General features: G+C 58.6%; 23 protein-coding genes and 1 pseudogene. 13 read left to right on the top strand and 11 right to left on the bottom strand.

The genetic code is table 11. The features are described from left to right. The first annotated feature begins 204 nt into the window (after nt 1-204). The 3 genes from I6L46_RS07725 (at nt 205) to pdxY (ending at nt 2,628) form a co-directional block, all read left to right on the top strand. Nucleotides 205-768: a phaC PHA synthase gene (locus I6L46_RS07725; RefSeq protein WP_216977805.1), complete on the top strand. Its 564-nt coding sequence runs from the start codon at nt 205-207 to the stop codon at nt 766-768. 76 nt (nt 769-844) lie between these two features. Continuing rightward, nucleotides 845-1,600: a DUF429 domain-containing protein gene (locus I6L46_RS07720; protein ID WP_216977804.1), complete on the top strand. Its 756-nt coding sequence runs from the start codon at nt 845-847 to the stop codon at nt 1,598-1,600. Between the two features lie 164 nt (nt 1,601-1,764). Further along, nucleotides 1,765-2,628 carry a pyridoxal kinase PdxY gene (gene pdxY, locus I6L46_RS07715; RefSeq protein WP_216977803.1) on the top strand — a complete coding sequence of 288 codons (864 nt, stop codon included), beginning with the start codon at nt 1,765-1,767 and terminating at the stop codon, nt 2,626-2,628. A gap of 107 nt (nt 2,629-2,735) precedes the next feature. Here pdxY and I6L46_RS07710 read toward each other — a convergent pair whose 3' ends face one another. Together I6L46_RS07710 and I6L46_RS07705 are read right to left on the bottom strand one after the other, a co-directional pair. Then, on the bottom strand, nt 2,736-3,854 hold the full coding sequence (locus I6L46_RS07710) for a glycerol dehydrogenase (RefSeq protein WP_216977802.1): 1,119 nt from the start codon (nt 3,852-3,854) through the stop codon (nt 2,736-2,738). 488 nt (nt 3,855-4,342) lie between these two features. Further along, nucleotides 4,343-4,735 (bottom strand): NUDIX domain-containing protein, encoded by a 393-nt coding sequence (locus tag I6L46_RS07705; protein WP_216977801.1) that lies wholly within the window; start codon nt 4,733-4,735, stop codon nt 4,343-4,345. 338 nt (nt 4,736-5,073) lie between these two features. Here I6L46_RS07705 and I6L46_RS07700 point away from each other — a divergent pair, with 338 nt between their 5' ends. Both I6L46_RS07700 and I6L46_RS07695 read left to right on the top strand, forming a co-directional pair. Then, nucleotides 5,074-5,919 (top strand): DUF5718 family protein, encoded by an 846-nt coding sequence (locus I6L46_RS07700; protein ID WP_216977800.1) that lies wholly within the window; start codon nt 5,074-5,076, stop codon nt 5,917-5,919. A 57-nt stretch (nt 5,920-5,976) separates the two neighbouring features. Then, nucleotides 5,977-6,416, top strand: a pseudogene (locus tag I6L46_RS07695) (GNAT family N-acetyltransferase). A 77-nt stretch (nt 6,417-6,493) separates the two neighbouring features. Here I6L46_RS07695 and I6L46_RS07690 read toward each other — a convergent pair. The 3 genes from I6L46_RS07690 to I6L46_RS07680 all read right to left on the bottom strand — a co-directional run bounded on the left by I6L46_RS07690 (nt 6,494) and on the right by I6L46_RS07680 (nt 8,572). Further along, nucleotides 6,494-6,814 carry a DUF4377 domain-containing protein gene (locus I6L46_RS07690; protein ID WP_216977799.1) on the bottom strand — a complete coding sequence of 107 codons (321 nt, stop codon included), beginning with the start codon at nt 6,812-6,814 and terminating at the stop codon, nt 6,494-6,496. Nucleotides 6,815-6,907: 93 nt separating this feature from the next. Beyond that, nucleotides 6,908-8,194: a citrate synthase gene (locus I6L46_RS07685; protein WP_005333572.1), complete on the bottom strand. Its 1,287-nt coding sequence runs from the start codon at nt 8,192-8,194 to the stop codon at nt 6,908-6,910. A 177-nt stretch (nt 8,195-8,371) separates the two neighbouring features. After that, entirely contained in the window at nt 8,372-8,572 is a 201-nt protein-coding gene (locus I6L46_RS07680) for a hypothetical protein (RefSeq protein ID WP_124929313.1), read from the bottom strand. 64 nt (nt 8,573-8,636) lie between these two features. Here I6L46_RS07680 and sdhC point away from each other — a divergent pair, with 64 nt between their 5' ends. The 8 genes from sdhC (at nt 8,637) to sucD (ending at nt 18,210) form a co-directional block, all read left to right on the top strand. Continuing rightward, entirely contained in the window at nt 8,637-9,014 is a 378-nt protein-coding gene (sdhC, locus tag I6L46_RS07675) for a succinate dehydrogenase cytochrome b556 subunit (RefSeq protein WP_005333571.1), read from the top strand. Continuing rightward, the gene (sdhD, locus tag I6L46_RS07670) at nt 9,008-9,352 is read left to right on the top strand and encodes a succinate dehydrogenase, hydrophobic membrane anchor protein (protein WP_005333558.1); all 345 of its coding nucleotides are present in this window, start codon (nt 9,008-9,010) and stop codon (nt 9,350-9,352) included. The genes sdhC and sdhD overlap by 7 nt, the downstream gene beginning before the upstream one ends. Nucleotide 9,353: 1 nt before the next feature. Beyond that, complete coding sequence (gene sdhA, locus I6L46_RS07665) at nt 9,354-11,120, top strand: succinate dehydrogenase flavoprotein subunit (RefSeq protein WP_040066317.1); 1,767 nt, start codon at nt 9,354-9,356, stop codon at nt 11,118-11,120. Between the two features lie 16 nt (nt 11,121-11,136). Then, complete coding sequence (locus tag I6L46_RS07660) at nt 11,137-11,853, top strand: succinate dehydrogenase iron-sulfur subunit (protein ID WP_005333549.1); 717 nt, start codon at nt 11,137-11,139, stop codon at nt 11,851-11,853. 115 nt (nt 11,854-11,968) lie between these two features. Continuing rightward, the gene (sucA, locus tag I6L46_RS07655) at nt 11,969-14,779 is read left to right on the top strand and encodes a 2-oxoglutarate dehydrogenase E1 component (protein ID WP_216977798.1); all 2,811 of its coding nucleotides are present in this window, start codon (nt 11,969-11,971) and stop codon (nt 14,777-14,779) included. A 33-nt stretch (nt 14,780-14,812) separates the two neighbouring features. Beyond that, nucleotides 14,813-16,000: a 2-oxoglutarate dehydrogenase complex dihydrolipoyllysine-residue succinyltransferase gene (odhB, locus tag I6L46_RS07650; RefSeq protein ID WP_216977797.1), complete on the top strand. Its 1,188-nt coding sequence runs from the start codon at nt 14,813-14,815 to the stop codon at nt 15,998-16,000. Between the two features lie 171 nt (nt 16,001-16,171). Further along, complete coding sequence (gene sucC / locus I6L46_RS07645) at nt 16,172-17,338, top strand: ADP-forming succinate--CoA ligase subunit beta (RefSeq protein ID WP_216977796.1); 1,167 nt, start codon at nt 16,172-16,174, stop codon at nt 17,336-17,338. After that, on the top strand, nt 17,338-18,210 hold the full coding sequence (gene sucD, locus I6L46_RS07640) for a succinate--CoA ligase subunit alpha (protein ID WP_005333542.1): 873 nt from the start codon (nt 17,338-17,340) through the stop codon (nt 18,208-18,210). The genes sucC and sucD overlap by 1 nt, the downstream gene beginning before the upstream one ends. A gap of 136 nt (nt 18,211-18,346) precedes the next feature. Here the strand turns inward: sucD and I6L46_RS07635 are convergent, their stop codons facing one another. The 6 genes from I6L46_RS07635 to phnR form a co-directional block, all read right to left on the bottom strand. After that, nucleotides 18,347-19,849, bottom strand: a complete 1,503-nt coding sequence (locus I6L46_RS07635; protein WP_216977795.1) for a hypothetical protein — start codon at nt 19,847-19,849, stop codon at nt 18,347-18,349. Nucleotides 19,850-20,368: 519 nt separating this feature from the next. After that, entirely contained in the window at nt 20,369-21,775 is a 1,407-nt protein-coding gene (locus I6L46_RS07630; protein WP_216977794.1) for an FAD-dependent oxidoreductase, read from the bottom strand. Between the two features lie 18 nt (nt 21,776-21,793). Further along, nucleotides 21,794-23,530: a putative 2-aminoethylphosphonate ABC transporter permease subunit gene (locus I6L46_RS07625; RefSeq protein WP_216977793.1), complete on the bottom strand. Its 1,737-nt coding sequence runs from the start codon at nt 23,528-23,530 to the stop codon at nt 21,794-21,796. Further along, nucleotides 23,527-24,621 carry a putative 2-aminoethylphosphonate ABC transporter ATP-binding protein gene (locus tag I6L46_RS07620; protein ID WP_216977792.1) on the bottom strand — a complete coding sequence of 365 codons (1,095 nt, stop codon included), beginning with the start codon at nt 24,619-24,621 and terminating at the stop codon, nt 23,527-23,529. The genes I6L46_RS07625 and I6L46_RS07620 overlap by 4 nt, the downstream gene beginning before the upstream one ends. 272 nt (nt 24,622-24,893) lie before the next feature. After that, nucleotides 24,894-25,913: a putative 2-aminoethylphosphonate ABC transporter substrate-binding protein gene (locus tag I6L46_RS07615; RefSeq protein WP_216977791.1), complete on the bottom strand. Its 1,020-nt coding sequence runs from the start codon at nt 25,911-25,913 to the stop codon at nt 24,894-24,896. A gap of 120 nt (nt 25,914-26,033) precedes the next feature. Next, nucleotides 26,034-26,741 carry a phosphonate utilization transcriptional regulator PhnR gene (gene phnR / locus I6L46_RS07610; protein ID WP_047438836.1) on the bottom strand — a complete coding sequence of 236 codons (708 nt, stop codon included), beginning with the start codon at nt 26,739-26,741 and terminating at the stop codon, nt 26,034-26,036. Nucleotides 26,742-26,779 lie beyond the last annotated feature (38 nt).

Genomic DNA, 26,779 nt, shown 5'->3' with positions numbered 1-26,779 from the left:
TTCGCTCAGGCAAAGAAAGGAAGAGGGGCCACTCGCTGCGAAAAAGTGGCCGATTGTCCTTGAGGTGGCGCTTTCGCAAGACCTGATGGAGAGGTGAGAGGGCCAACCGTGACGTATCGTGACGCACCTCGTCCCTGCTGGTGTGCCCACACTCTCCCCTGACTGTTAGGATCGGGCCACTCTCAATGGCCCAAGGAACTTTCCATGACACTCTCCCGCCTGCTGCTGGCATGCAGCGCCCTGACTCTGTGCGGTGTCGCGCAGGCCAGTACTCCGGTGCAGGTCTCGCTGCCCGGGGTCAATTTGCCCGCGTCCCATCAGGTGGAAGGGGCGCGCGCCTCGCTGCTCTACGGTCGGACCGGTCAGGTGAAGGGTATTGATCTGCCGATCTTCGCCCTCTCCGATGTGGATCGGTTCAGTGGCCTGCAGCTCGGGATCTTTCTCGGTGCCGGCCGGGTGCGCCACCAGTTTGGCGGGGTGGCCATCAATGCCGTCAACTGGCATGAGGGGCAGGATACCGGCGTCAATCTCGGGCTGGTCAACCTGACCAATAACGTACAGGGGATCAACTGGGGGGCGGTCAATATCGCCAAGGGCAATGCGCTGGCCAACGTCGGGCTGGTCAACTATGCCGAGCGCACCACCTTCCAGATCGGTTTTATCAATGCCACCAAACACCTCGACGGCTTGCAGATCGGGTTGGCCAACTACGCCGCCAACGGCGTTTTCCCCATTTTGCCGCTGGTGAACTTCCAGAAATCGTTCTGAGTGGGCGGTTCGCTTTGCGTTAAGCGCCTTGGCTGATTACCCTGTGCCCCTTCTATCCGTGACACAGAGGTAACAGATGACGGCAGGGCAGATGAGTGCAATCGGAATTGGCTGGGATGTGCGGGGCTGGCAGGGCAGCGCCCAGGCGGTGGCCGTGGTGGGCTGGCAGGCCGACTCCAACAGTCTGCACTGGCTCGGGGTGTCGCCGTTGTTTCGCCTGAGTTCACGGGTCGCGCCGGATCTGGCCGCCTTGCTGCGTCCGGCCCTGCAGGACGAAGCCTTGCTTGCGCAGGTCGAGGCCTGCCCGCAACTGGCGCTCGGTATCGATGCACCGCTCGCCTTTCCCCGCGCCTTGCGGGATCTGCTCAACGGCCAGCCACATAGCTGCGCCGTGCCCGAACGGGAGATAGACAACCCCTACGCCTATCGCGACTGCGAGCGCTGGTTGTATCAGCAGTACGGCAAAAAGCCGCTGTCGGCCACCTTCGACCGGCTTGGCAACAACGCCACTCTGGCGCTCTCCATGCTGCCGCAGCTCTCTGATCTGCAACTGGTGCCGACCGTTGCCCCGAAGGCCAGTCGTGCCGTGCTGGAGGTCTATCCGGCATTGGCCAAAGTGGGCGGCAAGGCCTCCCCGGCACGGCCCGAGCTGGCGGCCTTACTGCCTGCGGACGTGCTGGTCGGCACCGATCGCTACGATGCGGCGCTCTGCGCCCTGATGGCGCTGCAATATGCCGCTGGCGGTCGGGTCGCCCAACTGCCCGCCCTGTTGACTCCGCCAGCCGGGATGGCGCTGGATGAGGGGTGGGTCTACCACTTCGCCCGTCCATAGCGAGCAGAAAAAACGAATGCAAAGCAGTGCCGAATGGCATGGCTTCAGGCCAAAAGCCTGCGTTTAATCAGGAAAATGCCGGTTCGTGCCGTGACAGGGTGGCAATCCAATATCTTCATCCGATATATTGCCCCCTTTGCTGATCCTTTGTTGTGGTGATCCCGATGAAATCCGTTATCTCTATTCAGTCCCACGTGGTGTTCGGCTGTGCCGGCAACAGCGCCGCCGTTTTCCCCATGCGCCGTCTGGGTGTCGACGTGTGGCCTGTCAATACGGTGCAGTTTTCCAACCATACCCAGTACGCACAGGGCTGGCAGGGGATGGCGATGCCGGCGGGACACATCAGCGCGCTGGCCGAAGGGCTGGGCAATATCGGGGTGCTGGGCCAGTGCGATGCGGTGCTGAGCGGGTACCTCGGTTCGGCCGAGCAGGGTGACGAGATCCTCAAGGTGGTCAACGCCGTCAAGGCGGCCAATCCCGATGCCATCTACTTCTGCGATCCGGTGATGGGGCATCCCGAGAAGGGGTGCATCGTCGCCCCCGGCGTCACCCGTTTTCTAACCGAGCAGGCGCTGCCGGTGGCTGACATGATGGCCCCCAACCTGCTGGAGCTGGAGACCCTCTGCGATACCCATCTGGCGGATCTGGCGCAGACCCGCGCCGCCGCCCATCAGCTGCTGGCCCGTGGCGTCAAGCTGGTACTGGTCAAGCATCTGGGCCGCGCGGCGCAAGACCCGAGCCGCTTCGAGATGCTGCTGGCCACCCCGGATGGGGATTACCTGATTGCCCGCCCGCTCTATGACTTTGCCCGCCAGCCGGTCGGGGTTGGCGATCTTATCAGCGCCCTGATGCTGGCCAACCTGCTGACCGGCCACGATGCGGTCAGCGCGTTCGAGCGCACCAACGCCTCGGTGGATGCGGTGCTGCAGGAGACCTGGCGCCAGCAGGCTTACGAGCTGCAACTCATCGCCGCGCAAGATGCCTTTGCCCTGCCAGAGGTTGCAGTGCGAGCGGTGAAACTGCCCTGAGTCAACGCGGACTTTCGTCTATCCCGACAAGGGGGTGGGATGCAGATGAAAAAGGCTTGCCAATGGGCAAGCCTTTTTACTGTTTGCCTGTTTAGTGCGGCAAGCAATCAGATGCGGGGATGGCGGAGGCGATAACGCTCAGCCATGGCATTGGCCGCTACCATGGCGGCGTAGACATCCTGTTCACTCACTGTCATCGGCATGTTGCCCATGGTATCGAGGGGATCGCAGGCCAGCTGCGCCACCTTGCGCCACTCGCTTTCATCAAAGTGGGTGAGTCCCAACTCTTGCAGCGTCATGGGCAGACCTGCACAGTCGATGATGCGAAACACCTCATCAAGTTCGTGTTGCGGGGCGCGCTCAAGCACGAGTTGGGTCAGCAGGCCGAAGACTACCTTCTCGCCATGCTGGGCACGATGGAGCTCCGGGATCAGTGACATGCCATTGTTGATTGCATGAGCGGCGGCCAGTCCACCGGCTTCTGCACCGACCCCGCTGAGGTAGATGGTGGCCTCGATAACCTGCTCCAGCGCCGGAGTCGAGACATGGTGGCGTATTGCATCCATGGCCAGCTCGATGTTCTCACCAAGCAGCTCGTAACAGAGCTTTGCCAGACCAAGGCCAGTGCGTGAAGGGCGTTTGCCGACCAGATTGAGCCCGTCCGCCCGATAGCAGGCGCGCGCCTCGAAATAGGTGGCCAGGGCATCGCCAACGCCTGCGGAAAAGAAGCGGGGAGGGGCGGCGGCAATGATGGCCGTGTCAGCCAGCACCACGTCCGGATTTTGCGGCAGGAACAGATAGCGTTCAAATTCACTCGCCTGGTTGTAGATCACCGCCAGCGCCGTACAGGGGGCATCCGTGGAGGCAATCGTCGGGAACAGCACAACCGGACGGCGCAGATAGAAGGCCACGGCCTTGGCGACATCCAGCGTCTTGCCGCCGCCGATCCCGACAATCACGTTCGCACCATATTGCTCTGCAAGGTGGGTCAGGCGGTGGATCTCCTGTTCGGTGCATTCGTAGCGAAACTTGTCGACCACTCCCCTGAGACCTGCCTGCAGGAGCCCCGCCAAAGCTTCTTCCCGTACCCGCTCCAGAATGAACTCATCGCTGATGAGCAACGCATAGTCACCAAAATCTTTAACGTACTCATGGAGTTGCGGGAGAAGGCGTTGACCGATGATGAACTTTTTGGGGGAGGTAACTGTACGGGGCAAAGTGGGCATCCATTATTCCTCAAGGCAGTGAACAACATAGATTTGATTATCAAATGGGTCTCTCACGATACGCCTGATGATGCAATATATGAAGAAGAAATGGGGGGTGTTTTAATCATTAATTAATCTTTCTATTTATTTGGCTGTATTTTGGGGCGGCGATTGGCGGTGTTGAGGCATGCAGGCGCAATGGCTCTATCGTGGCAATCCGTCGCAAGCCATATTGCTGCAACAAACAGTCACGCTGGCAACAAGCAGGGCCGCTTGGTGCGGCCCTGCTGTATTTGGATAAGGGATAGGTGATGGTCAGAGCAGTTTGTAGAAGATGACGGTTGCAGCAAGGGAGCCATCGGCGTTGCGTGCGCTTTGGTATGTCGCTGCACTATAAACATTCCACAATGTCCATCTGGCATCCTTGTCGTTGCGCTGTTATGTGGCTGATTGCCACCGTTGGTGAATTTGAGGTGGATACGTATGCTTGGCGCAAGCACGACTTGTCAGCGGATCAGCCCCTGCTCAACCAGCCACGTAAACAGCAGGCGGGAGACGGGGGAGATCTCATCGAGGTGAGAGCTGTCGAGCCAGCGCAGCTCGGCAATTTCGGCCGATGCGATTGGAGTGCCGCTTGTTTCGCCGGTGTAACAGCGCAGTCGCACCTCGACTCCTGCCGGTTTGCCATCGGCCTGGGCGCTGAACTCGCAGGCAAAGCGCAGGGTATCGGGCTGCAGGGTAACGGCCAGCTCCTCCTCAATCTCGCGGATCAGCGCCGCCTCGTCGCTCTCGCCCGGTTCACGCTTGCCGCCCGGGATGTAATAGATGTCCTTGCCGTGGGAGCGGGCGCAGAGCAGTTGCTGATCTTTAAAGGTGAGCCAAGCGAGTTTGTCGATCATCCGTTTTCTCTCCAATGGGGTTGCCGTGATGAGCAGTGGCGCACTCAAGCGCACAGTTGTTTTGCATGCCGGCAGCCTAACAAAGATGAAGTTGAGTCCCAAGGAGAAAGAGGGGAGATGCCGGAAACGCACTGTTTCCAGCGCGGTGACCGCGTAGCTGAATGAGTGCGCAATGGCTGGTTCGCCACAGCCTTCTCGTCCCTAAAAAAGCGGACTGGCGCACATCACGACAGGGCCGGACTGGGCGAAGGCGGGGTCCTTGTGGTTTAATCTTGCCACTTTAGCGGTAGTAGGCGACGAGCCTGCTACCTTGCGTTGGCAAGATGCAGGTGAGCAAGATGCAGATAGCAGCAGAGAGCAAGTTTATCGGACTCGGGGTCGCGGGTAATTTCGCCGGTCATCTGGAGCAGGCGGGTGAAGCATCGGACTTCGTAGCGGTAGTGGTGCGTGACACCACGGCGCCCAAGGCGCTGTTCCCCTTCTTCGTGCCGGGCCATCCGGGTCAGCTCGGGGTATTCCCGTTGAGCGACAAGGCGATCTTCCTGCCGGAAGCGGCGGTCAGTGGTGACGAGAAGGTGCAGATCGAGCCGGAAGTAGCCCTCTGGTGCGAGCTGGAGTATGCCGGCAAGCAGGTGGTGGCGATCCATCCCCGCGCCTTTGGCGCCTATAACGACTGCTCCATCCGTCGTCCCAACGCCAAGAAGATCAGCGAGAAGAAGAACTGGGGCGAAGAGAGCAAGGGGTTGGCGGCCAACCTGCTGCCGCTTTCCGGTTTTACCGCCGGTTGCGAGCTCGATGACTATCGCATCGCCTGCTATCTGGAGCGGGACGGTGAGCTGTACGCCTACGGGGTAGACAGCGCCGCCATCGACTACAGCTACTTCCACGGCAAGCTGCTCGACTGGGCCATCGACAAGTTCAATCATCAGCAGGATGAAGGGCCGGCGGAGCACATTCAGGGACTGCTGGCGCAGGCGGGACATCCTCCCCATGCGCTCATCAGTATCGGTGCCACTCGCTATACCCCGTTTGGCGAGACCCACTTCCTCAAACCGGGCGACACCTCCTGCGTGGTGGTCTACCCGGGCAGCCGTTATAGCGAAGCGGATATTCGCGAAGCGATCCGCAGCCGCAACTTTGGCGCTGATATGTCGGTGTTGCTGCAGGCGGTGCAGGTGCGCTAATCACCGTTGCCAGCGGGAAGGTGTCTCTTCCCGCTGGTTATCATATCGATTCATTTCATGACGATTGTTCCGGTATCCCGGGTCGATTATCCGGCCCTGAGCGATCTGTGGGAGGCCTCTGTTCGGGCGACCCACCACTTCCTGCCCGAGACCGAGATCCTGGCTCTTAAACCGCTTATTCTGGAGCACTACTTCGATGCGGTGACACTGCACAGTGCCCGCACAGAAGAGGGGCAGATTACGGGTTTTAGCGGAGTGTACGAGGGCAAGCTGGAGATGCTGTTTGTGGCACCCGAGGCGCGCGGTAGTGGCGTGGGGCGTTTGCTGGTGGCCCATCCATCACGCAGGGCGGCGCGACGCAGGTTGACGTCAACGAGCAGAACGAACAGGCGGTGGGCTTCTATCTGAAGATGGGATTTACCGTGACGGGTCGTTCGCCACTGGATGGTCAGGGCAAGCCCTATCCGCTGCTGCATATGGCGCTGGCGCCGACCTGATCGTGCCTGATGAGGCGCAGTACCCATAAACCAACGGGGGATGGCATCAGCCATCCCCCGTTTTTTGATCGTGTTTGTTACTTGCTGGCGACCTTGTTCACCACCTTGATCAGCTGATAGCGCAGGGAGGGGGCATCGGCCGGCACATCGGTGAGCTGCTCCTTGCTGACAGTGAGCTGATAGCGGTAACCCGGCTCGAACTGGAAGCCTTCAATATCCTGGTAGAACAGTGTCCAGGGCTGCTGCTCATCACTGCGAACCTGCATGCACTGCATCGGGCCAACTCCGACGCAATCGACCAACTGGCTGTTGATATAGAGGGTCTCTCCCTGTGACGGGGCGGGGGTGCTCTGGCAGGCGGTCAGCAGCAAGGCTGCGCTGATAAACAGTGGTTTCATGATGGACTCCTTCAACGCGAAAGGGGGCATTAGAGCGGCAAACAAAAAGGCGGTCAATGACCGCCTTTGTAACAATCCATATCAACGCAGTGGTTAGCGTTGCTCGAGCGGAGTGAACTCGCGCAACGGGTGACCCACGTAGAGCTGGCGTGGACGACCAATCTTGCTGTCCGGGTCTGAGTGGAACTCGTTCCAGTGCGCAATCCAGCCAATGGTGCGGGAGATGGCGAAGATCACGGTGAACATGCTCATCGGGATGCCGATCGCTTTCATGATGATGCCGGAGTAGAAGTCCACGTTCGGGTAGAGTTTCTTCTCGACGAAGTAGGGGTCGGAGAGCGCAATACGCTCCAGCTCCATGGCCACGTCCAGCAGCGGATCCTTGATCTGCAGCTCGGTCAGTACTTCGTGGCAGGTTTCGCGCATCACGGTGGCACGGGGGTCGTGGTTTTTGTAGACACGGTGACCAAAGCCCATCAGACGGAACGGATCATTCTTGTCCTTGGCCTTGGCGATGTACTCGGGGATGCGATCCACCGAGCCGATCTCTTCCAGCATGCGCAGGCAGGCTTCGTTGGCACCACCGTGGGCCGGTCCCCACAGGGAGGCGATCCCCGCGGCGATACAGGCGAACGGGTTGGCACCGGAGGAGCCAGCCAGACGAACGGTGGAGGTGGAGGCGTTCTGCTCGTGATCCGCATGGAGGGTAAAGATACGATCCATGGCACGTTCAACGATGGGATTGACCTTGTACTCTTCGGTCGGCACGCCAAACATCATGTGCAGGAAGTTACCGGCATAGGAGAGGGCGTTACGCGGCTGCATGAACGGCTGGCCGATGGAGTACTTGTAACACATGGCTGCCAGAGTCGGCATCTTGGAGAGCAGACGGAAGGCACAGATCTCGCGATGCTGCTCGTTGTTGATGTCGAGGGCATCGTGATAGAAGGCTGACAGGGCGCTGACCACACCGCACATGATGGCCATGGGGTGGGAGTCGCGACGGAAGCCGCGGAAGAAGAAGGCTATCTGCTCGTGCACCATGGTGTGGCGGGTGACCAGGCGTTCGAATTCGGCATATTGGGCCTTGGTCGGCGCTTCGCCGTACAACAGGATATAGCAGACTTCCAGATAGGTGGCCTGGGTGGCCAACTGGGCGATGGGGTAACCACGGTGCAGCAAGACACCCTGATCCCCGTCAATGTAGGTAATGGCAGATTTGCAAGAACCTGTCGCCATAAAACCGGGGTCAAAGGTGAAATACCCCTGTGATCCCAATTTTCTGACATCGATGACATCCGGGCCGATGGTGCCGGAGAGGATCGGCAGTTCGACCGGATCTTTTCCGGGCAGGTGTAGGGTGGCTATCTTATCAGCCATAGCACGTCTCCTTTGCTCTTTATAATTTGGTTCCAGTCCTACTCTATTACGACTTTTATGACGCTGGCAAAGGTTGTTACCCATACCGAAGTGGCTGGAGCGCCTTATTTGAAACAGAGTTCCTTATCAATGTCAATTTTGCTGGAACCCCATTAATGGCATTAATGAAATGTTAAATTAAATATGCGATCGAGTTTGCGGTTTTGTGTTTTCTTTGTAGCTAATTGATTGTCTTCGGTTAAGGCCGCCGATATACTGCGCCACGTGGGTCATGGCTGCGGGTGTTTGAAACGCTTTGGCAAAGCCTGATGTGAAACCGAAAACTCGCGTTTTGGCTTTTTCAGAGTGTTTTGGTAACAAAAAACCAACAATCACCATTCCGTGCCCTCAAGTGTGAGTTAAAACAATAACTAACGTGCTCAATGGAGCTGAGTGGGCAAGCGTGAAAAACAAACAGAGACCGGTCAACCTCGACCTACAGACGATCAGCTTTCCTGTCACTGCCATTGCATCCATCCTGCACCGTGTTTCAGGGGTCATTACCTTTGTTGCACTGGGCATCTTGCTGTGGATGCTTGGTACTTCACTCGCCTCTCCCGAAGGGTTTGAAACCGTGGTTGCCATCATGGACAACTTCCTGGTCAAACTCGTGCTGTGGGGGATCCTGACTGCGCTGGCATACCACATTGTGGGCGGCTTGCGTCATCTGGTCATGGATATGGGCTATTGGGAAGAGCTGGAATCCGGCAATCAGAGCGCCCGCGTGGCCTTCGTGATCACCGCGATCCTGGCTGTATTGGCGGGAGTGCTTGTATGGTAACCAATTCTGCAACCTTCGGGCGCAGCGGCGTTCATGATTACATCCTGATCCGCGCCACCGCCCTCATCATGACCTGTTATGTCCTCTATCTGGTGGGCTTTGTCGCGTTCAACGACATCACTTACGAGGTGTGGGCAGGCTTCTTCGCCAAAACATTCACCAAAGTATTCACCCTGTTGACCCTGCTCTGCGTACTGATCCACGCCTGGATTGGTCTGTGGCAGGTGCTGACTGACTATATCAAGCCGGTAGGGCTGCGCGGGGCGCTGCAATTTGCCCTGGTCGTGGTGCTGTTTGTCTATCTGATGACGGGTTTCGTCGTGCTGTGGGGTGTGTAAGGTGACTATTCCAACTCGTGAATTTGATGCGGTGGTTATTGGTGCCGGTGGTGCCGGTATGCGCGCCGCGCTGCAGATTGCCCAGTCCGGCAAGAGCTGCGCTCTGTTGTCCAAGGTTTTTCCAACCCGTTCTCACACTGTTTCCGCCCAGGGCGGGATCACGGTTGCGCTGGGCAATGCCCACGATGACAACTGGCAGTGGCATATGTATGACACGGTAAAAGGTTCCGATTACATCGGTGATCAGGAAGCCATCGAGTACATGTGCAAAACCGGCCCCGAGGCTATCTATGAGCTGGAGAACATGGGGCTGCCCTTCTCCCGTTTCGACAACGGGTCTGTCTACCAGCGTCCGTTTGGTGGTCAGTCCAAGAATTTCGGTGGCGAGCAGGCTGCCCGTACTGCGGCTGCGGCCGACCGTACCGGTCACGCCCTGCTGCACACCCTCTACCAACAGAACGTCAAGAACAAGACCACTGTCTTCTCCGAGTGGTATGCGCTGGATCTGGTGAAGAACCAGGATGGCCACGTGGTGGGTTGTACCGCCATCGACATGGAGAGCGGTGAAGTGGTCTACTTCAAGGCCAAGGCCACCGTGCTGGCGACTGGCGGTGCCGGTCGTATCTACCAGTCCACCACCAACGCCCACATCAACACCGGTGACGGCGTCGGCATGGCGCTGCGTGCCGGCGTCGGCGTGCAGGATATGGAGATGTGGCAGTTCCACCCGACCGGCATCGCCGGGGCTGGGGTGCTGGTAACCGAAGGCTGCCGTGGTGAAGGTGGCTATCTGCTCAATAAAGATGGCGAGCGCTTCATGGAGCGTTATGCGCCGAACGCCAAGGACTTGGCCGGTCGCGACGTGGTGGCCCGCTCCATCATGATCGAGATCCGCGAAGGCCGTGGTTGCGACGGTCCCTGGGGCCCGCACATCAAGCTCAAGCTGGATCACCTCGGCAAAGAGGTGCTGGAATCCCGTCTGCCGGGGATCTGCGAGCTCTCCCGCACCTTCGCCCACGTGGATCCGGTCAAAGAGCCGATCCCGATCATCCCGACCTGCCACTACATGATGGGCGGCGTGCCGACCAACGTGAATGGCCAGTGCCTGACTCAGGACAAGAACGGCAACGATGTGCCGGTAGTCGGTCTGTTTGCGGTGGGCGAGATTGCCTGCGTCTCCGTACACGGTGCCAACCGTTTGGGTGGCAACTCCCTGCTGGATCTGGTGGTCTTCGGCCGCGCGGCCGGCATGCATCTGGTCAACACCCTGGGCGAGATGGATCACGGCCGCGATGCTTCCGAGTCGGATCTGGATGCCGCACTGGCACGCTTCAACCGCTGGGAAAATTGCCGTGACGGTGAAGACCCGGTGCAGATCCGCAAAGACCTGCAGCGCTGCATGCAGAACAACTTCTCCGTATTCCGCGAAGGTGCGGCGATGGCAGAAGGGTTGGCCGAGCTCAAGGTTATCCGCGAACGCCTCAAGTCAGCCCGTCTGGATGACACCTCCAAAGAGTTCAACACCCAGCGCATCGAGTGCCTGGAGCTGGACAACCTGATGGAGACGGCGTTTGCCACGGCGGTTGCCGCCAACTTCCGTACCGAGAGTCGCGGTGCTCACTGCCGCTTCGACTTCCCGGATCGCGACGATGAGAACTGGCTGTGCCACAGCCTCTATCATCCGGACACCGAGTCCATGACCCGTCGCGCTGTCAACATGTCACCCAAGACCCGTGAGGCGTTCCCGCCCAAGGTCCGGACTTACTGATTGCGGAGCCAGCCCTATGAACGTCACATTCTCTGTCTACAGATACAATCCGGATGTTGATAACGTCCCCCATATGAAGGAATATCGTCTTGATATTCCTGAAGGTTCCGACATGATGGTGCTCGACGCACTGATCCAGTTGAAAGAGCTGGATCCCACGCTCGCCTTCCGCCGCTCTTGCCGCGAAGGGGTCTGTGGATCAGACGGTCTCAACATGAATGGCAAGAACGGTCTTGCCTGTATCACCCCGCTCTCCGACCTGCTGAAGAAGGGCAATAACGTCGTTATCCGCCCCTTGCCCGGCCTGCCGGTGATCCGTGATCTGGTGATCGACATGACCCAGTTCTACACCCAGTGGGAGAAGGTCAAACCCTTCCTCATCAATGATGACAAGTTGCCGCCGGTGCGTGAGCACCTGCAATCCCCCGAAGAGCGCGCCAAGCTTGACGGCCTGTACGAGTGCATTCTCTGTGCCTGCTGCTCCACTTCGTGCCCCTCCTTCTGGTGGAATCCCGACAAGTTCATCGGTCCGGCCGGGCTGCTCGCCGCCTACCGCTGGCTGGCTGACAGCCGCGACACCGCGACCACCGAACGACTGGGGAATCTGGACGACGCATTCAGCGTGTTCCGCTGCCATGGCATCATGAACTGCGTGAACGTCTGTCCGAAAGGCTTGAACCCGACCAAGGCGATTGGTCAGATCAAGTCGATGTTGCTCAATCGGGCTGTTTAGTATCAGGGCCGGCCAGGTGCTGGCCCGACCTCTGGATAGCCATCCCACCCGTGGCAGGATGGCTATTTGACCCCTACAAGCTGCGCAGCAGTAACAAGAAGTACAAGGGATAGAAATGCATAACGGCGTGATGAAGGCCTGGTTGGAGTCATCTCACCTGGCTGGTGCGAATGCAAGCTATATCGAGGATTTGTACGAATCCTTCCTGGAAAATCCTGACTCCGTGTCCGACGAGTGGCGCAGCCTGTTTAGCGAGCTGCCCCAGGTCAATGGCCATGCGGTTGAACAACCCCACTCCCAGGTCCGCGATTATTTCCGTCGTCTGGCCAAGGATCCCTCTCGCTACAGTGCCCCCGTCTCCGATCCGCAAGTGGATGCCAAGCAGGTGCGGGTATTGCAGCTGATCAACGCCTTCCGTTTCCGTGGTCACCAGAATGCCAATCTGGACCCGCTGGGCCTGTGGCAGCGTGAAACCGTTGCCGAACTGGATCCTGCGTTCCACAACCTGCAGGGCGCAGATATGGAGGCCACCTTCAATGTGGGCTCCTACGCCATCGGTCGCGAGACCATGGTGCTCTCCGACCTCTACGCCTCGCTGAAGAAGACCTATTGCGGCTCCATCGGCGCCGACTACATGCACCTCACCTCAACGGAAGAGAAGCGCTGGCTGCAACAGCGTCTCGAATCCATTGAGGGGAAGGGGAGCTACACCCTCGAAGAGAAGACCCGTTTCCTCGAGAGCCTGACTGCCGCCGAAGGGCTGGAGAAATATCTGGGCGCCAAGTTCCCGGGAGCCAAGCGCTTCTCGCTGGAAGGTGGCGACGCCATGATCCCCATGCTCAAGGAGTTGATCCGTCGCGCCGGTGAGCAGGGCTGCAAAGAGGCCGTTATCGGTATGGCCCACCGCGGTCGTCTCAACGTGCTGATCAACGTGCTGGGCAAGCGCGCTCAGGATCTGTTCGACGAGTTTGCCGGCAAGCATGGCGAATCCTGGGGGACCGGTGATGTGAAGTACCACATGGGCTTCTCCTCCGACTTCGCCACCCCGGGTGGCAACGTCCATCTGGCGCTCGCCTTCAACCCCTCCCACCTCGAGATCGTCAACCCTGTGGTCATCGGCTCGGTCCGTGCCCGTATGGATCGTCGCGGTGACAAGGATGGCTCCAGCGTGCTGCCCATCACCATTCACGGTGACTCGGCCATGGCCGGTCAGGGCGTGGTGGCCGAGACCTTCAACATGTCCCAGACCCGCGCCTATGGTGTCGGCGGGACGGTGCGCATCGTCATCAACAACCAGGTTGGTTTCACCACCTCCTATATTCGTGACCTGCGTTCTACCGAATATTGCACCGACATCGCCAAGGCGGTGCAGGCGCCGGTGCTGCACGTCAATGGGGATGATCCGGAGGCTGTGGTGCTGGTGACCCAGATTGCACTGGATTACCGCAACACCTTCAAACGCGACGTGGTGATCGAGCTGGTCTGCTACCGTCGTCACGGCCACAACGAAGCGGATGAGCCGAGCGCCACCCAGCCGCTGATGTACCAGAAGATCAAACAGCACCCGACCCCGCGCAAGATCTACGCCGATCAGCTGGTGGCCGAGGGGAGCCTCGCCCAGGAGCGGGCGACCGAACTGGTCAACGAGTATCGCGAAGCGCTGGATCGCGGCGAGCGGGTGAGCAAGGAGTGGCGGCCGATGGAGCTGCACTCCGTCGACTGGACCCCTTATCTGGGCCACGACTGGAACATGGCCTATGAGAGTGCCGTACCGATGGATCACCTCAAGAGCCTCGGTGAGCGGGTGAGCCAGTATCCGGCGACCCACGTGCTGCAGCGTCAGGTCGAGAAGATTTACGAAGACCGCCGTCTGATGGCCACGGGTGAGAAGCTGGTGGATTGGGGCTTTGCCGAAACCCTGGCCTACGCCACCCTGGTGGACAAGGGTTCCCGGATCCGCTTTACCGGTGAAGACTCCGGTCGAGGCACCTTCTTCCACCGCCACGCCGTGCTCCACAGCCAGACCGATGCCAGCACCTACACCCCGCTGTGCAACCTGCACGACGAGCAGGGCCCGTTCGAGGTGTATGACTCTGTGCTGACCGAGAACGCGGTACTGGCCTTTGAATATGGCTACGCCAGCGCCGAGCCGGCCGGCCTCACTATCTGGGAAGCCCAGTTCGGCGACTTCGCCAACTGTGCCCAGGTTGTGGTGGACCAGTTCCTCTCCTCTGGCGAGCAGAAGTGGGGCCGGATGTGCGGCCTGACCATGCTGCTGCCGCACGGTTACGAGGGGCAGGGCCCAGAGCACTCCTCCGCCCGTCTGGAGCGTTATCTGCAGATGTGTGCCCAGCACAACATGCAGGTGTGCGTGCCCTCTACCCCGGCACAGGTATTCCACATGCTGCGTCGTCAGGTAGTGCGTCCGATGCGCCGTCCGCTGATCGTCATGACGCCCAAATCCCTGCTGCGCCATCCGCTGGCGGTCAGCAAGCTCGAAGATCTGGCGGAAGGCACCTTCCAGAACGCCATTGGCGAGATCGACGCGCTGGATCCGAAAGTGGTCAAGCGGGTGGTTTTCTGCTCCGGCAAGGTCTATTACGACCTGCTCGAAGCCCGTCGCAAGGCCGAGCAGCAAGATGTGGCACTGGTGCGAATTGAGCAGCTCTACCCCTTCCCGGAAGAGGAAGTGCGCGCCATTCTGGCCGATTACAGCCATGTCACCGACTTTGTCTGGTGCCAGGAAGAGCCGCAGAACCAGGGCGCCTGGTACTGCACCCGTCACAACTACGATGACGTGCTGCCGACCGGAGCCACCCTGCGTTATGCCGGTCGTCCGGCGTCCGCCTCACCGGCCGTTGGTTACATGTCCGTCCACGCCAAGCAGCAGAAAGCCTTGGTGGAAGATGCCCTTACTCTGGCCTAAGCCCTGAACAAGAAGTAACAAGGAACTGATTAGATGACTATCGAGATCAAGGTACCGGACCTGCCGGAATCAGTGGCGGATGCCACCATTGCCACCTGGCACAAGAAGCCGGGTGATATGGTTGCCCGTGACGAAGTGCTGGTCGACATCGAGACCGACAAGGTGGTGCTGGAAGTGCCGGCACCGCAAGCCGGTGTGCTGGGGGATATTCTGCAAGGGGAAGGGGCGACCGTGTTGTCCCGTCAACTGATTGCCATCCTCACCGCAGCCCCGGTGGCCGGTGAAGAGACCAAAGAGAAACCCGCTGAAGCGGTGGCCGATGATGGTGCCGATGGCTTGAGCCCCTCGGTGCGCCGCCTGATTGGTGAGCACGACATCGACGTGACCAAGCTGACCGGTACCGGCAAGGGCGGTCGCATCACCAAGGATGATGTGGAAGCCTACATCAAGGCGCTGAGCAAGCCTGCCGCAGCCGCTCCGGTAGCTGCTGCCCCGGTCGCGCCGGTTGCCGCGCTGGCCGGTCGCAGCGAGAAGCGGGTGCCGATGACCCGTCTGCGCAAGCGCATCGCCGAGCGTCTGCTGGAAGCGAAAAACACCACCGCCATGCTGACCACCTTCAACGAGGTCAACATGAAGCCCATTATGGATCTGCGCAAGCAGTACGGCGAGATCTTCGAGAAGAAGCACGGCATCAAGCTCGGCTTTATGTCCTTCTACGTGAAGGCGGTAGTGGAGTCCCTCAAGCGCTATCCGGAAGTGAACGCCGGGCTGGATGGTGACGACATCGTCTACCACAACTACTTCGACGTCAGCATCGCCGTCTCCACCCCCCGTGGTCTGGTGACGCCGGTGCTGCGCGACTGCGACAACATGAGCCTGGCGGACATCGAGAAGGCCATCAAGGATCTGGCCGGCAAGGGCCGCGACGGCAAACTGACCGTGGATGAGCTGACTGGCGGCAACTTCACCATCACCAACGGTGGTGTGTTCGGGTCCCTGATGTCCACCCCGATCATCAACCCGCCCCAGAGCGCCATTCTGGGCATGCACAAGATCCAGGATCGCCCGATGGCCGTTGACGGCAAGGTCGAGATCCTGCCGATGATGTATCTGGCGCTCTCCTACGATCACCGTCTCATCGACGGACGCGAATCGGTAGGCTTCCTGGTCTCCGTCAAGGAGCTGCTGGAAGACCCGACCCGTCTGTTGCTGGACGTCTAAGCCTGTGGCACCCGGGCAAGGGGTTTGCGCCCCGAGCCGAATGTGCTGCTGGACGTTTGAGTAATACCCGAGCGATTGAAAGATAACGAGGGGCCGCCCAGGCCCCCATTCACAGGGGATTGAGAAACACCAGCCCCGGACGGAAATACCTACAACACGGATAGAGCATCTATGAATCTGCATGAATATCAGGCAAAACAGCTGTTTGCCGAGTATGGCCTGCCGGTCTCCGAAGGTTATGCCTGTGCTACCCCACAAGAAGCGGCCGAAGCGGCCGACAAGATTGGCGGCAATACCTGGGTCGTCAAATGCCAGGTACACGCTGGTGGCCGCGGTAAAGCGGGCGGCGTGAAAGTGGCCAAGAGCAAGGATGAGATCCGTGCCTTTGCCCAGAACTGGCTTGGCAAAAATCTGGTGACCTACCAGACCGACGCCAACGGCCAGCCGGTCACCAAGATCCTGGTTGAATCTTGCACCGACATCGCCAAAGAGCTCTACCTGGGCGCCGTAGTTGACCGTGGCTCTCGCCGCGTGGTCTTCATGGCCTCGACCGAAGGTGGCGTGGATATCGAGAAGATCGCCCACGAAACCCCCCATCTGATCCACAAGGCGGCTATCGATCCGCTGGTGGGTCCGCAGGCTTATCAGGCCCGCGAACTGGCCTTCAAACTGGGTCTGGCCGGCGATCAGATCAAACAGTTCACCAAGATCTTCATGGGTCTGGGCCAGATGTTCCTAGATTGCGATTTCGCGCTGCTGGAGATCAACCCGCTGGTGATCACCGCGCAGGGCAACCTGCACTGCCTGGATGGCAAGATCAACATCGACGCCAACGCATTGTATCGTCAGCCCAAGCTGCGCGAGATGCACGACCCGTCACAAGATGACCCCCGCGAAGCGCACGCCGCCCAGTGGGAGCTGAACTATGTGGCCCTCGATGGCAACATCGGCTGCATGGTCAACGGCGCGGGTCTGGCCATGGGCACCATGGACATCGTCAACCTGCACGGCGGCAAACCGGCCAACTTCCTTGACGTCGGCGGTGGCGCCACCAAGGAGCGGGTGACCGAGGCGTTCAAGATCATCCTCTCCGACAGCAACGTCAAAGCGGTGCTGGTCAACATCTTTGGCGGCATCGTGCGCTGCGACATGATCGCGGAAGGCATCATAGGTGCGGTCAAGGAAGTGGGGGTCAAGGTGCCCGTGGTGGTCCGTCTGGAAGGCAACAACGCCGAGCTGGGTGGTATCAAGCTGGCCGAGAGCGGCCTCAACATCATTGCGGCCAAGAGTCTGACCGATGCCGCGCAGCAAGTCGTCAAAGCAGCGGAGGCCAACTGATGAGCGTACTGATCAACAAGGACACCCGAGTCATCTGCCAGGGCTTTACCGGCGGTCAGGGTACTTTCCACTCCGAGCAGGCGCTCTCCTACGGCACCCAGCTGGTGGGCGGCGTCTCCCCCGGCAAGGGCGGCACTACCCATCTGGGCCTGCCGGTGTTCAACACCGTCCGTGACGCGGTCGAAGCGACCGGCGCTACTGCCTCCGTCATCTATGTGCCGGCGCCGTTCTGCAAGGATGCCATCCTAGAAGCGATCGACGCGGGTATCAAGCTCATCGTCACCATCACCGAAGGCATCCCGACGCTGGATATGCTGGACGTCAAAGTGAAGCTGCAAGAGACCGGCGTGCGGATGATCGGCCCCAACTGCCCGGGTGTGATCACTCCGGGTGAGTGCAAGATCGGCATCATGCCGGGCCACATTCACAAGCCGGGCAAGGTGGGTATCGTCTCCCGCTCCGGCACCCTGACCTACGAAGCGGTCAAGCAGACTACTGACGAGGGCTTTGGCCAGTCCACCTGCGTCGGTATCGGTGGCGACCCCATCCCGGGCTCCAACTTTATCGACATTCTGGAGATGTTCCAGAACGACCCGCAGACCGAAGCGATCGTGATGATCGGCGAGATCGGCGGCAACGCCGAGGAAGACGCGGCCGCCTATATCAAGGCCCACGTCACCAAGCCGGTGGTCTCCTATATCGCGGGTGTTACTGCGCCTCCCGGCAAGCGGATGGGCCACGCTGGCGCCATCATCTCCGGTGGCAAGGGTACTGCCGCCGAGAAGTTTGCCGCGCTGGAAGATGCTGGCGTGAAAACCGTCCGCTCCCTGGCCGATATCGGCAAGGCCTTGCGCGAAGTGACCGGCTGGTAATTCCTGTTAGCCCGTTATCTCTAATAAAAATGCCGCCCAATGGGCGGCGTTTTTATTATGATGGATACGTTCTTCTTTATCGTAAGCACGAATTAGCTTTTTGCGATTCGAACCTACAATCTAATTTTAACTATGGTTAAGGTTTTTTAGATTCGAATAAAGCCTTTATCTTTCCTAATGAGTCAAGTGCTCCATCAAGTGTTTGATGAACAGGTGTCTTGTCCCCATGCTTCTTATCTAATGTGTCTGATGCATTTTTTGATACAGCATCAATGGCTGCCTCAAGAAGTTTATTCATGAGTACAGGGGTTTCCTCCCCTAACGCCTCAATTTGAGCCTTGAAATTTTGGAATGATTTTGCCAAGGCTTCCTTATGCGCATATTCTTGCTGTAAACGTAATGCTTCACTTCTTCTTTTTGAAGAGAACAACGCTAACCAAATTACAGGTATAATTATCGGTGCTTTATATAAAATATTAGAGGCCAATGTTGTTAATTCTGGGATGTTATGAAACTTTATATAAAACCAACCAAGCTCTTGAGTCATTGATACAAGTGCAGTAAAAATTAAACAGGCAATTGTACCGTAGAATATTATTGTGTTTTGAATAATCGGGCCATCAAAGCTGACTTTCATTTCTCTATATGCGCTTGCTAAACCAGCGCTGGTTGCACTAGGGAGTAAACTCTCTATCTCTTCAACAAGAGTTTTATATTTTAACTCTTGAGTTTCTTTGAATCTTTCTAGTTCTTTTTTTCTAGTGTCAATTTCTGATTTCAATCCTCCTTTTCTATTTTCATCATCCTGAAGTTCACCAAAAACTAGATTGTAATAATTACTGAAGTCATCAATCTTTGACCTGAGCTTTACAAGTTGGGATGCGCTTTCTTTCGCATCTGACTCTATATTATCGAGAGCAACGTTTATTTTCTGTTCTACAGAGTCATCGGTTGAAGTTCCCTCAAAGAGAATCTCAGAGAAATTCAGTATTTTTTCATGGGCTTGAGTTATTTCTGACTCAAACTCTTCCATCCTAGTCTTTAAACTTTTGCTCACGGAGTTATTAAAATAATCTTCATCTAGGTTTGTGATTTTTTCACTAATTATTTCGCAGTTTTCCAGTTCTGATGCTGCGTTATTCTTTATTTTTTCAATTTCATCTAACAGGTAATCGGCGTCAGATTGGATAGAGTCAAATTTTGTGGTGATTTCTCTATTAATTGAGTCTAGGCTTATAGAAATCTCTTTTGTGTAGGATGAAAAGGCTGTTTTAGCCGCTCTAGCTGCCTTTCCTGTTATTACTTGGTATGGGCGTATATAAGTTAGCAGATTATCCAAGTTAGAGTTGGCTTGAATGATATGTTGAATATTTCGGCTGCTATTAAAGCTCGATATGCTTTGCAGACACGCAGTAGCTTGGCTTGAAAAATTGCTCCATGTTTGCTCTGGTATTAATTCTGGGTCGCAGGCTAATAAAAGTTCATTTATAAATGCTATAACTTTCTTGAGTCTTGCTATTTCAGTTGTATCGGTGATGACTGTTTTATCATCTGAGTTGATACTATCTTTTAACGATACAATTTGAGACCAAGTATCTTGGAAGGGATGCTTTTCAAAATTTTCTATCCAGCGACTCATAAATAACACCAAAAAAGTTAATACAAAATGTCATGTAAGTATGAAATATAATAATCACTCAAACGAAAGCTAATTCTTAAAGTCACAACCCAATATAATCTTTATTGAAAATGCAACCTTAGAAAACAACATCAACTAAGGCGGTTTATCCTCAATTGAGGCATGGTAACTGACGCAGTGAACTATGCAAACTGAATGAAGACAAAAAGCAGTCGGAGATCAATAAATTTGTTAATAAGGTGATTGGTGGCGATTTTTTGAACTCTTGACTTTAAAAAGCGACACGAATTCGGATTATGGGGGCGGGAGTATGTCATAGCTATTGCCTGCCGCCAGAATTGAACAAACCAAGATTGTTGCGCAGCGTCAACGTTGTCTGGAGCTGTCCTGCTGATGCATCAATTCTGCTGACGCAGGGGTCAATCAGCTGGTCATGTTGCTTGATAATGTCCCTCTGGTTTCACCTGTAAACTGCCGACCCAAGGGGCGGCAGTTTCAATAAATATGGTCTTGGGAAGGCTATTTATCCGCCTTGCCCGCCGCATCGGCAAGTTTGGCCAGCTGTTTGTCATACCAGGCCACCGGGCGGTTCTCATCTTCCGCCCGCTCTTTGCGGCGGATGGCATTGCGCACCGCCATGGCGCCTAGCCAGCGAAACGGCTCTGGCGGGAAGTAGCCGCGCGGGCCGCTGACCAGCGCGCAGTCGCGCCACGGCTTGTCCTCCTCCCGCACTTCATCTCTCACCAAAGCCGCCAGTACTTGACCGCCCATCCAGCTCTGCGCCACCCCGTTGCCGGAGTAGCCGAGGCCATAGACGATATTGGGCTGCCCTCGCCAGTGGCCGAAGAAGGGGAGGCCATCCACCGAGCGGTCGGAGGCGCCGCACCAGCTGGCGGCGATGGGCACCTCGTTGAGCGCCGGAAAGAAGCGGCGCAGGGTGCGGGTGAGGGGGGCAAGATAACGGCTGGGGGCATCAAACTCGGCCAGATGGCGGTTGGCAAAGGCGAAGGTGTTGCCCCCCTTGCCCAGCATCAGCCGCCCTTGCGGGGTGGAACGGTAGTAGTGGACGAAGGTGCGGCCATCCACCACGGAGCGGCCGTGCTCAAGCTGCTGGGCGGCCAGTGCATCCGGCGCGGGGGCGGTTATCACCATATCGGAGGAGACCAGCACGATACTGCGGCGAAACTCGCGAAAGTGCTGCACCATGGCGCTGTTGAGGGCCAGCACCACTTTGCGGGCACGCACCTCACCCTGCGGTGTCTGCACCCGTGCCGGCTGACCCGCCTCAAGGCGCTGCATGGGGGAGTGTTCATAGACCTCGACCCCCAGTTCCCGCGCCACCCGCAGCAGGCCGCGCACCAAGAGCGCCGGTTGCACCGACCCCGCGTGGGGGCTGTAGAGCCCCTCCAGATGAACGTGGGAGCCGCTCTGGCTCGCCAGCTCACCCTCTTCAATCACCTGCCACTGGTTAAGGTCGGCGCGTTGTAGCTCCTGCAATACCGGCTCCATCAGGCCGCGCTGCGCCTCGCTGGTGGCGGTGTAGCAGGTGCCCTCGACCCTCAGCTGTGCCTCAATGTTGTGCTGTTCGCAGAAGCGGGCGATCTCGTGCACCGCCTGCTCGGATCTTTGCACCAGCCAGGCGGCCTGCTTTTCGCCAAAGAGGCGCCTTAACGTCAAATACTTGGCCGACCAGGTGAGCAAACAGCCGCCGTTGCGCCCGGAGGCGCCGCTGCCGCAGCGATCTTTCTCCAGCACCATGACGCGCAAGTGTGGCTCGGCCTGTTTAAGGGCGATGGCGCTCCAGAGCCCGGTAAAGCCGCCACCGACGATGCAGATATCGACCTCGTGGTGGCCGTGAAGGGGCGTGGGCGGTGCGGGCTGTTCGGCGGCGAGCGCTTCGGCCAGCCAGAAGGGGAGAGTGGACATGATGACTCCGCGATAAGGTTATTGGTGGCGCCAGCGCTGGGTGCGATCCAGCAGGGCGCGACTTAAAAAGAGCTGGAGCAGCTTGACGGTGGCGGCGGCCAGCAGGATCAGGGTGGCCATGGCGGCGGCCGCGGCGGTATCGCCGGAATCCTCCATATTGAGCACGGCGATGGAGGCGAGCACGCTGTCGCTCGAATAGAGGAAGATCACCGCCGAGGTGGTGGTCATGGCGTTGACGAACAGATAGATAAAGATCTCCAGCAGTGCAGGCAGGGAGGCGGGCAGGGTGACTCGCCAGAACGCCTTCCAGAGCGGAATACGTAATGAGATAGCCACCAGCTCCAGCTCCTTGGGCAACTGCTTGAGGCTGGTCAGCGCCGTCATATGACCCACGGTGTAGTAGTGGATGACGCAGGAGAGCACCATTAGTGGCAGGGTGCCGTAGAGGCCGCCAAACAGCGGATTGCCGTTGAAAAAGAAGATGTAACCCAGCCCCAGCACCATGCCGGGTACCGCCAGCGACAGCATGGCGAGCAGATGCAGCAGCTGGCGAAGCCATGCGAAGTGGCGCCCCTTCTCCTGCGCCCAGGCCAGCACCATCACCAGTACGGTGCCGATCTGCGCGGTATAGAGGCCCAGCTGCAAGGTGTTGGTAAAGGGCTGCCAGCCATAGACGCTGTTGCTGTCAAAGGCGTAGTGATCCAGCGTCAGAGCGAGGTTGTAGGGCCAGAACTGTACCAGGGAGCCGTAAACCGCCATCCCCACCAGCGCCAGAAACAGCAGGGCCCAGAGAGCACACCAGCCGAGCGCCAGCAGATCCCGCAGCCGATGGGGCTTGGGCTGATAGGGAACCGCCTTGGTGCTGCTCTGCTCCTGCATCTTGCTGCGCACTCTGTGCTCCAGGGCAAAGCTCAAGAGCGCCGGCAGCAGCAGGGTGACGCTGGCAACGGCGCCGAGGGAGAAGTTCTGCATCCCGATCACCTGCCGGTAAATATCGGTGGCCAGCACGCTGTACTGGCCGCCAATCACCTTGGCCACCCCGAAGTCGCAGATGGTGAGGGTGAAGACGGCGATGGCGGCGCTGAGCAGGCCATAACGGGCGGTGGGCAGGGTGACGGTGACAAAGGTGCGCCAGCCGCTGCTGCCCAGCACCCGGGAGGCTTCATAGAGGCGGGCATCGCTCTGACCGAGCGCCGTGATAAGGATCATCAAAGCGTGGGGGAAGCACCAGAAGCCAAGGCCAATGACGATACCTATGGGGCCGTAGATGCTCTCGCCGCCGAGCAGCCCCTTGGCGATCCCCTGATTGCCAAACCAGTAGACCAGACTGATGGCGGGCAGCAGGGAGGGCATCAACAGCGGGATCAAACCTATGAGGCGAAACAGGGGCTTGCCCGGCATACAGGTGCGGGTGAGGGCATAGGCGTAGCCAAAGGCGATGGTCACCACCAGCGCGGTGATCAGCACCCCGAGCCAGAGGGTGTTGCCAATGGTGCGCCCCAGATGAGGGGAGTCGAAGTAGGCGCTGAAGTTGGCAAGGCCTATCCAGAGGCCATTCTCATCCTGCAGGCTCTTTTGCAGCATGGTGAGCAGCGGCAGCAGCAGACCGCCGGTGAGCAGGGCGATACCGAGTGCAAGAAGGATCAGTTGCAGCAGTTGATCCCGGCTCCAGCCGCGACAGAGCCGCTGCCAGCGGCCTTCTTGCCGGGCTGTCGTTGGCGGCAACAGGGAGGAGGTCGCAAAGGGGGCTGTCATGGGCGATCTCCTTCAAACAGTTGCATCGCCGCGGCGGGCCAGTGCAGCGAGCAGCGCATGCCGCTGCGCCAGCCACCCTGTTCGTGACGGGGCAGCTCGTGGGTCGGGCGCTCCACCAAGATCTGCTGCGGGCCCAGATAGGTGTCGGCGGTGCAGATAAGACGCTGGGCGGCGCCGAGAAACTCCACCTGATCGATGGTTGCTTCAACGCCATGTTGCCCAAGATACGGCTCGCTCGGCGCACTCAGGGTGATTGCCTCGGGGCGGATCGCCACCTGCAATTTGCTGCCGGCCGCGGCCTGATTGGCGAGTTGCAACGGTTGTTCGTTGAGACGCACCTGATTGGGGCTCAGCACCAGGGTCTCGAGGAAGTTCATGGTACCGACAAAGCTTGCCACGAAACGGCTGGCAGGCTGGTGGTAGATCTCCTGCGGAGTGCCCACCTGTACGATGCGGCCGCCCTCCATCACCACGATGCGATCAGCCATGGTCAGCGCTTCTTCCTGATCGTGGGTCACCATGATGGTGGTGATGCCAAGGCGCTGCTGCAGGGCGCGGATCTCGCTGCGAAGATGGGTGCGCACCAGTGCATCCAGCGCGCTGAGCGGTTCGTCCAGCAACAACAGACCGGGGGAGAGGGCCAAGGCCCGGGCCAGCGCCACCCGTTGCTGCTGGCCGCCTGAGATCTGGCTCGGGTATTTGTGGGACTGGGCAGTGAGATCCACCAGCCCCAGCCAGTGATCGACCCGTTCCTTGATGAGATCCCGCGCCAACCCCTGATTCTCAAGGCCGAAGGCGATGTTCTGGGCCACCGTCAGGTTGGGGAAGAGGGCGTAGGACTGAAACACGATGCCAAAATCGCGCTCCTGGGGCGGTAGGCGGGAGATATTGCGCCCCCCTTGCCAGATCTCGCCACTGTCCGGCAGATCCAGCCCGGCGATGGCTCTGAGCAGGGTAGTTTTGCCGCAGCCGGAGGGGCCGAGAAAGCAGATAAACTCCCCCGGCTCAATGGTCAGAAAGATCCCCTTGAGGGCCTGAAAAGCACCGAACTGCTTGTTGAGATGTTGAATGTCCAGATAGGGCTGGGTCATGGTTCGACTCGCTACTGATTTGGTATATACCAGTTTGAGGGTGAAGTGTGACGGTCAGGTGATCGGGGGATGACAGCTTGATGACAGTCAAATGAGATCGGGTCGCCAGCAAGTGGTTGGGCCCTGTGTGGATGGGCGAAGCATCGCTAATTGAAGGCAATACAAACTCGGGAAGTTAAAACCAAAAAGCGAAGGCCAACAGCTGTTGGCCTTCGACTGGCAGTTTATTGGCAGCGGTGTGTCTGGCGTGAACAAACCGCCGCCCTTCACGCTTACTGCTTGGCTTCGGTCTTGCCGTCGAAGCTGGCGCTCCACTGGGCCAGGATGGCGTTACGCTCGCGGGCTGCCCAGCTAAAGTCGTTGTCGATCATCTGGCTTTTGATATCCGCCGGATAGCCCGCTCTCGGTTGGGCCACATCGGGGATGGCGACCACGGCGAACGACTTGTTGTAGAGGGCGTTGGCCTGTTCGGTGGCGGCAAAGTCGAGCAGCTGTTTGGCTGCTTCCAGCTTGGGGGTGCCCTTGATGATGGCGGCGGCTTCCATATCCCAGCCCGACCCCTCTTTCGGGAATACCACCTCGATGGGGGCACCCTTGGCCTTGAGGCTGGTCGCCGGGAAGTCGAAGGAGATACCGATCACCGTCTCACCGCTGGCGGCCAGCTTGCAGGGGGCAGAGCCCGAGTGGGTGTAACGGTCGATGTTCTGGTGCAGGCCGTTCATAAATTGCCAGCCCTGCTGTTCGCCCATGGTCTGCAGCCAGCCCGCAACGCTCAGGTAACCGGTGCCGGAGGAGCTGGGGTTGGGCATGATCACCTTGCCCTTGTAGATGGGCTTGGTGAGGTCGGCCCAGCTGGTGGGGGCCGGGATCCCCTGTTTTTCCGCCTCTACCTTGTTGAAGCAGATAGCGCTGAAGAAGGCGTCCAGACCGATCCAGTGCGGCTCGGCCTTGCTGTCGCGAAAGCGGCTGTCGAGCTTATCCAGTCCTTTCGGTGCATAGGCATTGAGCATCTGCTGCTGATCGAGCTGCATCAGGCTGGTGGCGGCCAGTCCCCATACCACATCCGCTTTGGGCTGGGCCTTTTCTGCCAGCAAGCGGGCGGTGACCACGCCGGTGGAGTCACGCACCCACTTGATGTTGATGTCCGGATGCTGGCGCTCGAACGCGGTTTTCAGCTCGTTGAGCTGCTCCGGTTCGAAGGCGGTGTAGACGGTGAGATCGGTCGCGGCCAGTGCCGGGGCGGTCATGGCAGCCAGCACGGCGGCAGCCAGCAGATGGGTTCCCTGTTTCATCCTCTTCTCCAGTTAAATTGGTTTGGTATAAACCAGATTGGTCGAGAGAGAGGCTAGGGGATCTTTATGACGTGACCGTGACAGCCCCGTGACGTTTTGCCGTTCCTGATTTATCCGTGACTAATCCTGGGTATCCACCTCGATCTCCAGACTGTCGTGACGCCAGTACTCCAGATCGAAGTCGAGTACCCGGCCGTGCTGATCGAAGTTGAGTCGCTCGAGGCGCAGGGCGGGTAGACCGGCGGTGGCCCCCAGCGCCTTGGCCACCTCGTCCGGCAGGGCGGTGGGGAAGAAACGTACCTGCATGCGGGCGTAGTGGAGATCGTAATGGGCCTGGTAGATCTCGGTCAGACTGCCGTTGAGATCCAGCTCCAGCAGGCCGGGTACCCGCTCAGGCAGGCAGTGGTTCTCGCAGTAGCAGATGGCGCGCCCGTTGGCGTAGCGCAGCCGTTTTAGCAGAAACAGGCTGTCGAACGGCTTGAGCTGCAGCTGCGCCATCAACGCGGGCGGTACTGCCTGGCGGCTTTTCTCCAGCAGCTCGGTGTGCGGTTCTCCCCCTTGCTCCCGCACTATCTGGTGAAAGTTGGAGGTGCGTCTGGGGTTCAAGCGAAAGCGCGGCGGGGTGACGAACCAGCCGCGGCGATCCTCCCGATAGATAAGGCCGTTCGCCTCCAGCTGCACCAGCGCCTCGCGGATGGTGACTCTTGTTGTGCCATAGAGTTCCCCCAGCAGCCGCTCGGAGGGGAGCTTGTCGTTGGGGGCCAGCCCTCCCGCCAAGATCTGGTTGGCGAGGGCATCCTTGATTTGCAGATATTGCGGTTTGCTCATGAAAATCCCTGGTTTTGCAATAAGTTGTGCAATGAGTT

Source organism: Aeromonas sp. FDAARGOS 1416, assembly GCF_019048085.1.
Classification (GTDB): domain Bacteria; phylum Pseudomonadota; class Gammaproteobacteria; order Enterobacterales; family Aeromonadaceae; genus Aeromonas; species Aeromonas veronii.
This window is presented reverse-complemented; position numbering and strand designations above follow the sequence as displayed.

Excerpts from the sequence above, each read along its gene's own strand:
- I6L46_RS07725 (WP_216977805.1), top strand. The coding sequence starts at position 205 with ATGACACTCTCCCGCCTGCTGCTGGCATGCAGCGCCCTGACTCTGTGC.
- I6L46_RS07720 (WP_216977804.1), top strand. The coding sequence starts at position 845 with ATGACGGCAGGGCAGATGAGTGCAATCGGAATTGGCTGGGATGTGCGG.
- pdxY (WP_216977803.1), top strand. The coding sequence starts at position 1,765 with ATGAAATCCGTTATCTCTATTCAGTCCCACGTGGTGTTCGGCTGTGCC.
- I6L46_RS07710 (WP_216977802.1), bottom strand. The coding sequence starts at position 3,854 with ATGCCCACTTTGCCCCGTACAGTTACCTCCCCCAAAAAGTTCATCATC.
- I6L46_RS07705 (WP_216977801.1), bottom strand. The coding sequence starts at position 4,735 with ATGATCGACAAACTCGCTTGGCTCACCTTTAAAGATCAGCAACTGCTC.
- I6L46_RS07700 (WP_216977800.1), top strand. The coding sequence starts at position 5,074 with ATGCAGATAGCAGCAGAGAGCAAGTTTATCGGACTCGGGGTCGCGGGT.
- I6L46_RS07690 (WP_216977799.1), bottom strand. The coding sequence starts at position 6,814 with ATGAAACCACTGTTTATCAGCGCAGCCTTGCTGCTGACCGCCTGCCAG.
- I6L46_RS07685 (WP_005333572.1), bottom strand. The coding sequence starts at position 8,194 with ATGGCTGATAAGATAGCCACCCTACACCTGCCCGGAAAAGATCCGGTC.
- I6L46_RS07680 (WP_124929313.1), bottom strand. The coding sequence starts at position 8,572 with ATGGTGATTGTTGGTTTTTTGTTACCAAAACACTCTGAAAAAGCCAAA.
- sdhD (WP_005333558.1), top strand. The coding sequence starts at position 9,008 with ATGGTAACCAATTCTGCAACCTTCGGGCGCAGCGGCGTTCATGATTAC.
- I6L46_RS07660 (WP_005333549.1), top strand. The coding sequence starts at position 11,137 with ATGAACGTCACATTCTCTGTCTACAGATACAATCCGGATGTTGATAAC.
- sucA (WP_216977798.1), top strand. The coding sequence starts at position 11,969 with ATGCATAACGGCGTGATGAAGGCCTGGTTGGAGTCATCTCACCTGGCT.
- odhB (WP_216977797.1), top strand. The coding sequence starts at position 14,813 with ATGACTATCGAGATCAAGGTACCGGACCTGCCGGAATCAGTGGCGGAT.
- sucC (WP_216977796.1), top strand. The coding sequence starts at position 16,172 with ATGAATCTGCATGAATATCAGGCAAAACAGCTGTTTGCCGAGTATGGC.
- sucD (WP_005333542.1), top strand. The coding sequence starts at position 17,338 with ATGAGCGTACTGATCAACAAGGACACCCGAGTCATCTGCCAGGGCTTT.
- I6L46_RS07635 (WP_216977795.1), bottom strand. The coding sequence starts at position 19,849 with ATGAGTCGCTGGATAGAAAATTTTGAAAAGCATCCCTTCCAAGATACT.
- I6L46_RS07630 (WP_216977794.1), bottom strand. The coding sequence starts at position 21,775 with ATGTCCACTCTCCCCTTCTGGCTGGCCGAAGCGCTCGCCGCCGAACAG.
- I6L46_RS07625 (WP_216977793.1), bottom strand. The coding sequence starts at position 23,530 with ATGACAGCCCCCTTTGCGACCTCCTCCCTGTTGCCGCCAACGACAGCC.
- I6L46_RS07620 (WP_216977792.1), bottom strand. The coding sequence starts at position 24,621 with ATGACCCAGCCCTATCTGGACATTCAACATCTCAACAAGCAGTTCGGT.
- I6L46_RS07615 (WP_216977791.1), bottom strand. The coding sequence starts at position 25,913 with ATGAAACAGGGAACCCATCTGCTGGCTGCCGCCGTGCTGGCTGCCATG.
- phnR (WP_047438836.1), bottom strand. The coding sequence starts at position 26,741 with ATGAGCAAACCGCAATATCTGCAAATCAAGGATGCCCTCGCCAACCAG.